7 protein-coding genes are annotated in these 14,049 nt (G+C 65.2%); all 7 read left to right on the top strand.

The annotated features are described in order from the left end of the window. The first annotated feature begins 681 nt into the window (after window positions 1–681). On the top strand, window positions 682–3,633 hold the full coding sequence (locus HD557_RS27550; protein ID WP_196876196.1) for a LamG-like jellyroll fold domain-containing protein: 2,952 nt from the start codon (window positions 682–684) through the stop codon (window positions 3,631–3,633). A 1,241-nt stretch (window positions 3,634–4,874) separates the two neighbouring features. Further along, complete coding sequence (locus HD557_RS27555) at window positions 4,875–11,036, top strand: polymorphic toxin-type HINT domain-containing protein (protein ID WP_196876197.1); 6,162 nt, start codon at window positions 4,875–4,877, stop codon at window positions 11,034–11,036. 56 nt (window positions 11,037–11,092) lie between these two features. After that, a complete protein-coding gene (locus HD557_RS27560) occupies window positions 11,093–11,473 on the top strand; it encodes a hypothetical protein (protein ID WP_196876198.1) in 381 nt (126 codons plus the stop codon). A gap of 511 nt (window positions 11,474–11,984) precedes the next feature. Continuing rightward, window positions 11,985–12,401, top strand: a complete 417-nt coding sequence (locus HD557_RS27565; RefSeq protein ID WP_196876199.1) for a hypothetical protein — start codon at window positions 11,985–11,987, stop codon at window positions 12,399–12,401. Between the two features lie 58 nt (window positions 12,402–12,459). Then, window positions 12,460–12,942 carry a hypothetical protein gene (locus HD557_RS27570; protein ID WP_196876200.1) on the top strand — a complete coding sequence of 161 codons (483 nt, stop codon included), beginning with the start codon at window positions 12,460–12,462 and terminating at the stop codon, window positions 12,940–12,942. A 238-nt stretch (window positions 12,943–13,180) separates the two neighbouring features. After that, window positions 13,181–13,504 carry a DUF7878 domain-containing protein gene (locus tag HD557_RS27575; protein ID WP_196876201.1) on the top strand — a complete coding sequence of 108 codons (324 nt, stop codon included), beginning with the start codon at window positions 13,181–13,183 and terminating at the stop codon, window positions 13,502–13,504. 60 nt (window positions 13,505–13,564) lie between these two features. Further along, complete coding sequence (locus tag HD557_RS27580; protein WP_196876202.1) at window positions 13,565–13,963, top strand: ankyrin repeat domain-containing protein; 399 nt, start codon at window positions 13,565–13,567, stop codon at window positions 13,961–13,963. Window positions 13,964–14,049: the final 86 nt, after the last annotated feature.

The raw sequence follows: 14,049 nt of genomic DNA on the forward strand, positions 1-14,049 counted from the left end.
GGTTAGGGGCCTTCTTCATGTCGGCAAAGAGCCCGGAGTTGAGGGTGCTTGCTTTCACTAGCACGTTAGCAGCCCTCTGCTGAGTCGTCGTCGGCGTCGTCCTCGGGGCTGCTTTCAGGGGCGTCATCGTCCTACGGGAGCCGGTGAATGGGTCAGCAACGTCGGCTCCCCGCCGGGGATGACGTGGGCGTAGACCCGCCATCCGCGACTTCAACGTGCGCCGCGAGCGCGACATCCGACCCCCGGCCCATCGCCACCGGCTTCAGCAGCGATCTCGGCCTCCGAGTCTGGGTATTGCCGCTCGCGGAGGATCCGCCTGTCGGAGGGCATGCCTGACCCGAACCCCTGCAAGCCGTCGAGGCGGACATCGAAACGAGCGCACCCAACCATGAGCACGAGCGCAGGGCCGGTGTGGCCGTCTTCGGCCACGAGGGCAGCGTTAATCCCTCACCCGGCGAGCTCTCACTCGGTAGTCAGGTCGGGTGGCTAGTTGTAGGTCGGGGTAACTATGCCCCTGCGGGTATGGGTAACAAAAGGTCCACGGTGTCGGAACGTCGGATTAACTCACCCGTCGTAGTACTCGGCGCGATGCGATGGTCACGGTGCGTGTCCCTCGTGCCCTCGGAGCCGACGGCAGCAATCAGAGAAGTGTTGTCACGCTCGGCTCGGGAGGAGTCCACGTTGAAGGTTCGCCGCGCTTGCGATGTCGTGCTGCCGCTCACGTTCGCACTGTTGATGACGGCTGGGATCTGCGTGTTGCCGCCGGTGGTTATCCCGGCCGCGGGTCTGTCGACGATCGTGCCGCCCGCGCCTCCGGAGCGGTTGTTGACCGAGGCCGAGGCGGTTGCGCAGGCCCAGGAGACCGGTGAGCCGACGGTCGTGGACACGTTGACCACGCCCACTCAGATTGTGCGTGCGGTGCCGGAGAAGGGGCTGGTTGCCGAGATCAGCCCGGGTCCGGTGAGGGTTCATGAGAGTGATGGGTGGCATGAGGTCGATGCGTCTCTCGCGCCGGATGGTGCTGGTCGGCTGGCGCCGGTGACGGCTCCGGCCGAGTTCACGATCACCGCCGATGGGACGGGTCCGCTCGCGGAGCTTGCGGGTCCTAGCGGTGAGCAGATCGCGCTGTTCTGGCCTGCCGAGTATGGGGATCTTACGGCGCCGAGGGTGGACGGGAATCTGGCGACGTTTGCCGGCGTGTGGGGTGGTCAGGTCGATCTGGTGGTCGGCGCGAGTGTTGCTGGATTCCAGACATACCTGGTGCTGCACGACCGCGCTGCGGCTGAGTTGCCGCAGGTGGCCGACTTCCACTTCGACCTCACCGCATCCGGTGTTGACATCGCCGATGACGGGGAGGGTGGTCTGGAGGCGACCAACGGCACCGGCGAGGTCGTCTTCGCCTCTCGTCATCCAGAGCAATGGGATGCCGGGGATATGGCCGAGCCCTCTGGATCGGCGGCGAAGAGCTCGGCCTCCGAGCCCGGTCAGGCCTCTGATGCAACGGACCCGCCTACCGCGGAGGAGATCCGGCGTCTGGTGGAGCGTCCCGACGGTGCACGGTCTGCCGCGATGACCATGACGCTCGAGCCTGAGTCGACCACGACGGAGTCGCAGCAGGCCGTGACGGAGGGCAAAGCGGACAGCGGCCAAACCGCTGCTGAGCTGCATGTGCGCTCGGACAAGTCGATGTTGTTGGCGGAGGAGACCCAGTTCCCTACCGTTCTCGACCCCAACCTGACGCGCGCAGACCTGGGCGCCGAGTGGGGGATGTACTGGTCAACTGGCGAGCACTGGTATGGGGACGTGGCGCTGGGCCGCGCCGGGTACGACGGATGGTCCTCAGCGCCGAAGCGAGCGCGATCGTTCTACAAGTTCGACATCGAGAGCCTGCAGGGAACCGAGATCCAGGAAGCGACCTTCCTGCACATGCAGTTCCACTCTCCTGAGCACGAGTGCAACACCACGGGTGCCGGGATCGAGGTCTGGACGGTGGAGGCGTTCGACTCTGGGACGCGGTGGCCCGGTCCGGGGAAGGTCGGCTACCAGTCGACCAACTACAAGGCTCGCGGTCATGAGGACTACTGCTCGACGAACTACGAGAACGAGTGGGACGTCAAGAAGGGTCTGGTCTCGGACCTGAGCAATGGCTATGACCGGATGCGGCTGGGCATGTTCGCCAAGGACGAGACCAACAAGTACTCCTGGCGTCACTACGGTGCCTCTGATGGCGCGTACCCGAAGCTGCTGGTGACCTACAACCGGGCACCGAACGTCCCGGCCGGGCGGTTCACGGGGAACACCTCCACCGATGACGCGGTCCTGTACAACGACAAGTACTACGTGCGGGTACGGCAGCCGGTGCTGCTGGCGGTGACGACGGACCCTGACGGGAATCAGGTTCAACAGAGGTTCGTAGTGAGGAACTCCGCGGGATCGATCGTCGTGGACCGCCGGAACGCGTTCCATCCTTCTGGGACCAAGTCGGGAATCACACTGACCGAGAACTTGCCTGACGGCACCTATTCCTGGTGGGTCTACGGGATCGATTCGTATGGATTCCAGGGGCCGGCTTCGTCGTGGTTGACGATGGTGATCGATAACGTCAAGCCCGATCCGCCGGTGGTCGAGGCGCCCAAGGTGGGCTCGTACGGGCAGGGTGTCACGATCTCGATGGACTCGCCGTCATCTGACGTGCGGTACTACCGCTACGGGTTCCTCACCTCGGCTACGCCGAGTTCGAAGGAGGCATCGCCTCTGAGCGAGAAGGTGAGTGTCACGCGGACTGGACACATGGGCCCGGATTGGATCACCGCCACTGCTGCAGACGTCGCGGGCAACGTGTCGACTGCGAAGCAGTTGAAGTTCAAGGTGATGGGCGCTTCGACCTCGCATCAGTGGCATCTCGATGGCAACGGCGCGGACCAAGCGCCCACGGTGCAACAGCCCACGACCCTTGCCCTGTCAGGAGCACCAACCTGGGTGAACGGCCACGACCGCGACTATGACCCTGTCGGGTCTGGGGCGACGGTGTGGGCGGCCAATGACAAGGCACTGTCGTTGAACGGGTCCTCGCAGTATGCGAAGACGAGCGGTGAGAACGCAAACGTCACCAACCCGGACAAAGGGTTCGCAATCTCCGCGTGGGTCAAGCTCGACCCTGCCGCAGCTGACACGGGCGCCTTCACAGTGGCGTCGCTCGGTCTGTCGGACACCTCGGCGAAGAAGGTTGCACTGGAATATAGGTACCAGCGCTGGAACTTTGCGGTGAGGACCGGGAGCGCCTCCAGCAACAGTTGGGTGAGCGTGACCGGCCCGACCGGGTCGATCGGGCGATACGCCGGCAAGTGGGTGCACCTGATCGGGGTCTATGAGAAGGTCCCCTCCCAGCTGCGGCTCTACATCGACGGTATCGAAGCAGCGGCTCCGGTCGCGGTGCAGGCGGCGACCGGCGACGTGCCGACGATCGATCAGCCCTCTACCGAGACTTTGATGCCGGTCTGGGTCGGTGCCGGTGCTGGGTCGACCCCGGACTCTTACTTCAAGGGCGTTATCGACGAGGTCCGGGTCTACTCGGGTCCGCTGGACCCGACTGGCGCCTATCTGGTGGCGCACGAGGTCCGGAAAACGCCATGACCACGAACCCCGACCACCCCACTGAGCGCTCCGATGCGCACCCCGTTGAGCAAGTCTCGGGTGTCATCTCCGAATCAGAGCCTAGGACGAGGACCACTGCCTTGAAGCTCCGCCTTCCCAACATCCGCATGCGCCAGTTCGCGCGTCATGTAGCCATCTCGGCCGCACTCGTTGCCGGCCGTGGCGGCGTTGTCCGGCTGGGGTTCCGGGTTGGGGTCGCACTGTCCCTGGCGGTGATCTTGCTCGCCGGGTTGCTGACCAGCTCGGTTCCGATCGCGACGCCGTTGTTGCGGGTGGTCGATGGCGTGGTCTGCGGAGATGAGGAGGGCCAGTCGCAGCGCGCCACGACCTTCGACGCCCCGTGTCTGGATCCCGAGGCCACCGGAGCGGTGACCGATGCGTCACCCGGGGACGTCGTGGTCCCGGTCGAAGAGGAGGACCCTGCTCCGGAAACGGTCGCAATGGAGACCGCCACGGCAGAGAAGACCACAGCCGGCACCGCCACCGTGACGCCAACCGAGAAGCTGACCCAGGCTGATGAGCTCCCGGTATGGATCGAAGCCGATGACAGTGACACGGCCGGGGACACCGGAGAGGCCTCAAAGGTCGAGGTCGAGGTCGTTGACGACGACCCGGCGGAAGCGGCCCGTGATCGAGCCGGAGCCCGGGGCCCGGTGGTTCGCGTCACGCCAGAGGAACTGGCGGAGTCGGGAGAGGCCGCCTCATCGACGACACAATCGGAGGTGGCGCCCGTCAAGGTCGCGATGGACGTGTCCGCGTACGGTGAGAGCAGCGCGCCGGTCGGCGGGGGTTGGGAGAGCCGGCTGCGGCTGGTCGCGTATCCCGCGTGCATTCTAACCACTCCCAAGAACAAGGCCTGTCAGGTCTCGACCTGGCTGGAAACGAGGCGTGACAGCAAGGGCCGTCTGATCGCCACGCTTCCCGGCGACCTCCTCGGCAAGCCCGCTCCGATTGTCGCGGCCCCTCAACAGTCAAAGAAGCCCGGTTCGTCTCCCGAGGCCGACGCAACTGACCCCGCGACCACCGAGCCGGGGACGACTGAGCCTGGGACGACTGAGCCTGAAGCGGCGGTGTCCGAGGCAGCCGAGCCGGCTCCCGCTGAACCTAACGCGTCTGAGCCGGAGGCGGCCGAGGAGTCTGTCGGGACGAAGTCCACTGAGGCCAAGTCCGCCGGAGCGCAGGAGGCGTCGGCCGGACCGGCGATGGCCGGTGTGGTGTTGATGACGGAACCCACCCCGACCGGTGCGGACGGCGACTGGACCGCGACGTCGCTGGGGACTGCGGCATCGTGGTCGGGCGGCGGATCCAGCGGGTCCTTCACGTGGTCCTACCCGTTGCAGACCCCGCCGGTCGCCTCGGGGATGGAGCCGGGCCTGGGTCTGACCTACGACTCCGGCTCGGTCGATGGCGTGGTCGGGTCGGGCAACGTGCAGGCCTCCTGGGTTGGGCTCGGCTGGGACATGGCGCCAGGGTTCATCGAGCGCACCTACGCTCCGTGTGCTGAGGACCAGGCCGACGACGGCGGTACGGCCAATAACAAGGACCGCGACACCGGCGACCTGTGCTGGCGCGGCGAGGCACTGAACCTCTCCCTGAGCGCCCACGCCGGCGAGCTGGTGAAAGACCCATCCGGTGGCGCGGACGACTTCCGGCTGCGGACCGATGACGGATCTGTGATCACCCGGCTGGGGGTCAAGGGCGGCCAGTTCGAGCGGTTCCAGGTCACCACGCCCGACGGCACTCGCTATCTCTTCGGGCAGACCGACGCCGACACCGGCACGAACTCGTCACTGCGGGTCCCGGTCTACGGCAACCACTCCGGCGAGCCCGGCCATGCCGCGACCTTTGGGGCCTCGGGTCAGGACGCGGTGTGGCGCTGGAACCTGACCCAGGTCACCGACCCGGTCGGCAACACGGTGAACTACCACTGGGCCAAGGAGACCAACCGCTACCGCGCCAACGAGAACATCGGCGCCGTTGCCGATGAGGAGCGTGGTGGGGTCGCAACCGGCTATGACCGTGGCGGCTACCTCACCAAGGTCACCTACGGCACCAAGACGGGAGACACCGGCTCTGCGCCGGCGCGGGTCCTGTTCGACGTGTCCGAGCGCTGCCGCAACTCCTATGACTGCAGCGCGGGCAGCGGCAACACGCTCAACGAGAACAACGCCAATCAGTGGCCAGACGTCCCCTTCGACATGGTCTGCAACTCCGGTGACTGCGACCTGCAGACGCAGTACTCGCCGACGTTCTTCTCCACCAAGCAGCTCACTCGCGTCCGGACCCAGACCTACACCGGCACCGGTCCCGACGAAGGGTTCACCCCGGTCGACGAGTGGACGTTCGGGTTCGTGTTCCCGAAGAAGGAGGACCCGCGTGACAACGTGACGCTGTGGCTGTCCTCGATCACCCACCGTGCTGGAGCGGCAACACCGGGCACCGGCACGTTGGCGGGCAAGGTCATCTTCCGGTCGACTCCGATGAAGAACCGGGTCGACACTTCCACCGACAACCTCCCGCCGATGTACCGGCCGCGGATCACGAGCATCATCGATGAGCTCGGGTCGGTCCTCGGCGTCAAGTACAGTGCCCCGGCGTGCAAGGTCGACGGCGCCTTCCCCACCCCCTCGACCAACACGCAACGCTGCTTCCCGGACGAGGCGCACTACGACACCTTCCCCGAAGAGAACCACTGGTTCTACAAGTACGTCGTCACGGCGGTCACCCAAGCTCCCGGCATCGGGCTCCAGGTCCTCACCAGCTACACATACGGCGACACAGACAGCGACGGCGCCTCTGATGGTGCCTGGGCGCGCTCGGATGATCCCCTGGCCCTGGACCGCAAGAAGCGGTGGAACCAGTGGCGGGGCTACGCGAAGGTCACCACCCGCGTCGGCGAGGCCGGCGCTGACACAACCGGCCACCCCCGCACCAAGACGGTCGCGGCCTTCGACCGAGGCATGGGCTCGGACGGAACCGGCCTGGACCCCGACGCGAGGGCACGTGCCGGTGTGCCGACCTCGACCACGACCTACGCCGGCGAGACGGTGGTCTCCAAGCAGACCATCAGCTACGACGTCGTTCCCGCGGTGGCGGGGCAGACGGCCGTTCGTGACCCGCGACGGGTTCAGACCACCAGCACCCTGACCACGAGCCCCCGCGCGAGCGCCGATGGTGGTGGGGACCAGTACGTCAAGGTCACCATGGACTACGACTCGCTGGGTCGCGAGGTCAAGCGTGATGACCACGCCTACACCAAGACCAGCGACACCGCGGCCGCTGACACGACCGACCGGACGTGTCTCTACACCACCTATCCCAGCTCCGTCGTGGACGGACTGAGCAGCTACCCCTCGCAGTCCCGCAAGGCCGAAGGCGCCTGCGACAGCGGGCCGCCTGCAGCCTCGGGCCTGCTCGAGGGCACCCAGTGGGCCTACGACGGCGGCAGTGTCGGCCAGGCACCCACCAAGGGCCTGGTGACCACCACCAAGGCCCTTGTCGATGACGCCTGGCAGAACACCGCAGAGACCACGTACGACGCCAACGGCCGCGTCAAGACGGTCACCGACGCCGTCGGCGCAGCGACCTCGCTCACCTACACGCCCGACACCGGCCGCACCCCGACCAAGGTGGTCTCCACCAGTCCCGACCCCGACGGAGCCGGCCCGCTGGCCCGACACCAGACCACCACCATCAACGACCCCAAGTGGGGGCTCCCGACCAACGTAACCGACCCATCCGGCGGCACCACGACCGCCGACTACGACAGCCTCGGACGGCTGGTCAGCGTGAAGCTGCCCGGCAACGCCAGCTCAACTCCGGACCTGGCCTACACCTACCAGCTGCGCGGAGCCGGTGGGGCGAAGACCAACGCGATCATCACCAAGACTCTTACCGGCGGCACCGCCGGGACGGCCCCTGGCCAGGTGACCAGCACCGCCCTGTTCGACTCCCTCGGGCGCCAGGTGCAGACCCAGACCGAGACCCGCTGGACCGACGAGAAGAACAAGGTCGCCAAGGGTCGAGTCGTCTCCACCACCAACTACGACACCGCCGGACGAGTCAGCCAGGTCGACAATCAGGTCCTCGCCGCCGGTGGGCCGACGACCACCTTCGTCGACCCAGTCGACGAAGCCCCAGAGTCCATCATCACCACCTACGACGGCGCCTCCAGGCCGCTGACGCAGACCACGAACTGGGTCGGCACCACCGCCGACCCCGTGACCCGCTACTCCTACGACGCCAACCTGACCCACACCAACCCACCGGCCGGTGGCGTCGCCACCACGGTCGTGGCAGACCCCCGCGGGCGCACCAGTCAGCAGTGGAAGCACACTGACGGCGGAGCGAACAGCGACGCCGCCGACGCCACCAAGGTCGTCACCCGCTACGGCTACACCCCCACCGGGCTCCTGAAGACGGTCAAGGACGAGAAGGACAACACCTGGACCTACACCTACGACGAGCTCGGCCACCGCCTGACCACCAGCGACCCCGACGCCGGCGACTCCTCGACCATCTACGACAACCTCGGCCGCCCGGTCGAGTCCGTGGACGCCAACGGCACCAAACTGCGAACCAGCTACGACGCGATGGGCCGCCAGACCGCGCTCGAGGAAGTCGCCAACGACAGCACCCGCACCAAGCTCGCCGACTGGGTCTACGACACGATCCAGACCGGACAACTGACCTCGACCACTCGCTACCGCGACGGTGCCGCGCTCTACACCCAGGCCATCGACGCCTACAACGCGACGGGGCAGCCCACAGACAGCCACGTCACCCTCGCCGCCAAGACCGGCCTGGTACCCGGCGAGGTCGCCGGCACCTATCGGACCAAGCAGTCCTACCGCCTCGATGGCCAAGTCGCCGCGACGAGCTACTACCCGATCACCCCGACCGGAGCGACCGCACCGGTGCTGCCAGCGGAGAAGGTCGTCTACGACTACGACGAGCTCGGCCGTCCGATACGGATGGGCGGTTCGATGGGGCAGTACGTGATCGCAACGGCCTACTCGGCCTATAGCCAGATCGACCAGCTCGCGCTGGGAAACACCTACGGGTACATGTCCTGGCAGTCCTACCGCTACCAGCCCGGCTCCGGCCGCCTCACCGAACAGCAGGTCGACCGCCAGACCCGGCCGGAGCTGGACCAACTCCAGACCTACGCCTACGACCTGGCCGGGAACATGACCAGCGTCCGCACCGACAAGCAGGCCACTGGTGCCACCGATCCGTCGTGGCAGGAGACCGAGTGCTACCAGTACGACGGCCTGAACCGCCTCAAGGCGGCCTGGTCGGGCACCGCGCAGACCTGCGGCGCGTCTGCTCCGACCGCCGGGAGCCTGCCAGCGGGGCACGGGTTCGCGCAGGCGTGGACCTTCGAGGACGCCACCAACAACCGACTCACCGACACCTACACCACGTCTGGGGGCACCACCAAGGCGACCTACTCCTACCCGGCTGATGGTCCGGCACATGCGCCGGGGACGGTCGCGGTCGACACGGTCTCCGGGACTGCGGACGCGGCACTGACGGGGATCGAGGGCACCTACGCCTACAGCGATGCGGGCGAGCTGTTGGACCGTCCGGTCGCGGGTGACGTGCAGCGTCTGGAGTGGGATGCCGAGCACCACCTCGCGGGCGTCGACTCTGTCAGCCAGAGCGCATCGGTGCAATCCGCGGTCTACGACACTGCTGGTGCACGGGTGCTACGCCGGGTCACCAACCCCGGTGCGGGGACGGTCACAACGGTCTACCTACCTGGTGGTGTCGAGTTGGTCCACGACAGCGCCAAGGACACTGGGGCCGGCCTGCAGGCCGGTGAGGTGGCGCCGCGGCGAGACTACACGTTCGCAGGCCAGCTGATCGCAACCCGGACCGGTATGAACCCGGCTAATGTGACGACCTGGGCGGTCGATGACCAGGGCACACCGGAGTACGCACTCGGAAACGCCGAGACCGCGGACGCGACCGCGCAGGACGAGTCCCTGCCGCAGCGCCGGCAGCGCCCCTTCGGTGCCGACCGCGGCACAGCCCCCGACACGGCGACATTCCCCGGGGAGAAGGGATTCGTCGGGTCGACCCGGGACGAGAGCGTAGACCTGTTGCAGGTCGGCGCAAGGCCGTACGACCCGGTATTGGGGTTGTTCGTGACCACCGATCCGCTGGTCGACCCGGCGGATCCGGCCTCACTGAATGCGTACTCATATGCGAACCAGAACCCGATCACCTTCAGCGACCCCACTGGCCTGGCGGCGGCGTGTATCAAGGAGGGCACCTGCTCTGCGTCTTCGAACGGGACCCCAGTACCGACTTCGGACGGGACGCTCGATGCGAACCCGTTCGACAGCCCGCCGCCGTCGCCGGCGCAGCCCGAGGATCCGATCGAGACCAGCGGCACGGCCCCGGCCGAAGATCCGATCGATATGCGGCCCGGACCCTTGCCGGACCCCAAGGCGTGGAACAAGCCACCTGAAGGGGTACACGCTGAGGCAGACAGATGGATTTACAACCTAGTCATCGGCGACGCGATCAACGCATGCAAACAGTCCGCGGACTCTTTTGCTGCGGCCCTCATGTGTTCCTTCGAAGCTATCGCCGTCGTCATCAAACCGGCCAAGGCCGCCGACAAGGGCTACGACACGTACAAGTGGGGCAAGAGTGCCGCCGACGGCGTAGGCAAGACCTGTAAGTTCAAATCCTTCAGCGCCGACACCCTCGTGTTGATGGGCGATGGATCGAAGAAGAAGTTCAACGACCTCAAGGTCGGCGACCTGGTGATGGCCCAGAATCCGATCACCGGGGTCAAAGGGCCACGACGGATCACGGCGGTCTGGGTGCACAAGGACTCGCTCTACGACTTCGAGGTCGACGGCCGCCCGATCGTGACGACCGAGGACCACCCATTCTGGTCAGTCACCGATCAGGCGTGGGAAGACGCTGAGGACCTGGCTGTTGGTGAGTTCGTCCTCACCGCTGACGGTGACACGGGCCGGGTGACCAAGGCCGTTGACTTCGAGACGCGTCGCGATGCGGACGCCTACAACCTGACTGTTGATGACCTGCACACCTACTTCGTCGGCGCTGAGTCAGTGCTCGTGCACAACGATGACTACAACCAGGCGATGAGGGACGCTTTGGCATGGCTTGAGGAGCGTGGCTTTCGGGCCGAGCAGCCGACCTTGGGTAGATTCGGAGACATCAAGGGCAAGCCGATCGGGCGGCAGACGGCCAATGGGAAGACGGGGTTCCGGGTGGAGTTCGACGAGCGAAGTGGCGCTCATATCAACGTGTGGAACGGCAAGGAGAAGGGCCCTCATTTCACGTTCGACGGAAGCGCGAAGACCGTGACCAAGATCCAGGGGCAGTTCGGCTGCTGATGATGTCTGGGAACTATTGGGAAACCGAGGTGTACGGAGTCGCTCCGCTTGCTGGATTGGAGCGCATCGAAGCAGATGATGTCTTCGACTGGCTCGGGGAATCTCTGCCTGTCAAGGGCTCGCGAGTCGACTGGCCCGAAGCGCGAGGGGAACACACCCACAACCACCTTGACGATGAAACAGAGTTGCTCGCGCGAGCGACTCAGGAAGTGTTGCGGCGGATCGAAGGGGGCTCAAGAGTCGAGCATGTCGGTGACAGTCTGTCGCCGTTCGGAGTCCGGTTCGGTGGCGAAGAAGCGAGTCGCATCGTGGCAGCACTCCTTGAAATCCCAGAGCACCACTACTTCCTCGACGTGCACAGAGGGTGGCTCGTAGTTGTCAGCAGCGAGGGCGATCTCGACACCCTCGACCGGTTCGGGTCTGGCGACGAATCGTAAGTCGGCTGGGGCGATGACGGCCTGGAGAGTGGCATGTCCTCCTGGCGAGTGAGCGCGCTCATTGCGGTCGCACTCGCGATGGTCGGCGACTTGCTGGTCATGATTCTTCCGTCGACGATGGCGGTGGCTCCTCCCACGACGACGGTCTACACATATGACCACGTGTTGGGTTCGGTGTTGCCGCAAAGGGTGCGATTGAGTCCGACCACCGCTGTCGGTTGCAGGGAACAGTTCGGTAAGAAGTGGGGCAAGCATGCAACCAATTACGGTCTGGATCCGGCGAGTCCGGCGTCGCGGTCGTGGTTCCGCCGTGTCGCATGCAGGACGTTCACGCGAACCCCGATGAGGTGCGGCGTGGTGCGTGGAACCCAAGTCGAGGCGGTGGGGAGAACTACTTCTTCTTCCGCCAGGGCGAGGATCTGCTGATCACGAGGCCCGATGGCGAGTTCGTCACCATGTTCCCTCAGAGTGGGACCAACAGTTGGTTCGGCAACGCGGAGGTGTTCCCACATTGAGCGCCATGATCGAGGCGGGTCGCCGCTGCGTTGGCGTGCGTCGCTTCCACCACAAGTTCGCTGGTGATGAGCCCAGCGCCACAGGACCGATTGAGTTCCGGTGGTCTGACGGGACCTATACGACGGTCGACGTCGGTAGTGATTGGGTCCTCACGATAGAGCCTCAGCCGTGGACAGACCCGTTTGGTGACGTGAGTGATGCTGAACGTCGGCGGTTGGCTGAAGAAGTCGGCCTGTGGGAGGTGGACTCGTCCCCTGATCAGCTCGCGTCGGCAGTCGGTCGGGTCCTCACCGACGTCGCCTTGACGAGGAACGAGGTCGGAGAACTGGTCGGCATTTGTTTGAGTCCGGATGGACTCCGCATCGATGCGTGTGTTGACGGCGGCGAGCTCGATGTGGTGCTGACTGGATGAGGACCTGGTCTGTGGTGGCCGCCGGTGCTCAAGCATGCGCTCTACGGAGGGTGATCTCGTGGACCTGATCTCTGTCATTGGAACCGTCGAATGTACGGGAGCCGAGGTTGAGAGCGATCCTTGGATTCCGCTAAAGATCTCGTGGTGGCCTCGGGGTCCAAGGCAACCGCTATATCTGAGAGTTTCGGGAGCAAACGGCGGCGAGGTCGAACTGAAGGTCGACCCCGACAACGGGGCTCTGATACAGATGATCATCATCACGCAGCCGCTAGTCGTCACGGTTGCGCGCGGCGAGAGCGCGGAACAGCGGCGAATCGCCGAACGGACGGTTGTGCTGGATAGATCCCGCTGGGCAGAAGACGGATCGATAGTCAAGAACGTGCAGGATCTGGTCTTGGTCCGGGATCAGGGTGCTGCTGAGTTGCGGTTTGCTGACGCAGAGGTGGTGTCGCGTGTTTGGTGTGGTGATGTCGTAGTCGGATTGTCGGCCGAATCCTCGCTGATCAGCATTGGCGCGGTATCACCAGCTCTTGACGGTTGATCAGGGACGAACTCGAACGGGACCATGCCAGCCGGAGTTGGACCGACTTCGTTCGAACCCACGACCTCGCCTGAGACGGTGACCAGCGTCTGTACCGGCAGGCGACCAGTGCGGCGGCAGATACATCTTCCCGTTCAACGTGAGGTGATGACGATGAGATTCAACTACGGGCGTCTGAACGCCGACGACAGAGGCGGTGACACCGTCGCGGACTACTTGGTCGGTTTCGCGGGGGGACTTGTCCGTTCACGTCGGCACCGAAGTCGTGTACCAAGAGCCGGGCTTCCCGATCGTCGAGCTTGCACGGAGCCTGAGCCTCTGGATTCGGCGCGCGGACGGCGAGGACTTCTCATTCGAGTCCATGTCGCTGGCTGAGAGAGGTGCGATCAGCGTGAGCGGCACCGACGGCGGTTGGGTCACATGGTCGGTGTATACGCCTGATGTTCGAAGTTCTGCGGTCCCGTGGGAAGTGATCGCCGACGGCGTGAATGCGTTCGTGACAAAAGTGCGAGAGGACATCATCAGCATGGGAATCGACGCTGCGGCCGTTCTAGGAGAGTGACATGAGTGGTGATCGTGGGGTCAGTGACCGTGGTTGGGTTGATTGGGTCGAAGCGCCACGATGACGAACCAGAGCGGCGATCCGCAGGGGCGCAGCGCATTGCATCAGGCTGTTGTTGAGGGAGACGCAAGTGTTGTCGCGAGGCTCATTTCCGATGGGGTGGATCTGGCGAGCGCGGACAACATGGGCAACACGGCGCTCCGTCTGGCGTGTCAGCAAGAGCGGATAGAAGTTTCACGCCTCCTGCTCGAGGCCGGCGCGCCGGTCGATCCAATAGATGCATACGGAAACACGCCATTGTGGCGGGCGGTGTTCGCGTTTCAAGGTGGTGATCCGGCACTGGTTCGACTGCTGTTAGATGCTGGTGCTGACCCGGATCGCAAGAACCACAGCGATCGCTCTCCTAGGGACATGGCGCTAACGTTCGATCGGCCAGGGATGAGGGCGTTGTTGGGCTAGCCGGGGGAACACTACGGGAGCTTCCTCTCCGAGGTCTGCTCAACGAAAACTCCACACATCAGCCTCGCGGAGCCGCTGCGAGAAGC

It is taken from the genome of Nocardioides luteus (assembly GCF_015752315.1).
Lineage (GTDB): Bacteria > Actinomycetota > Actinomycetes > Propionibacteriales > Nocardioidaceae > Nocardioides.

Excerpts from the sequence above, each read along its gene's own strand:
- HD557_RS27555 (WP_196876197.1), top strand. The coding sequence starts at position 4,875 with ATGACGGAACCCACCCCGACCGGTGCGGACGGCGACTGGACCGCGACG.
- HD557_RS27580 (WP_196876202.1), top strand. The coding sequence starts at position 13,565 with ATGACGAACCAGAGCGGCGATCCGCAGGGGCGCAGCGCATTGCATCAG.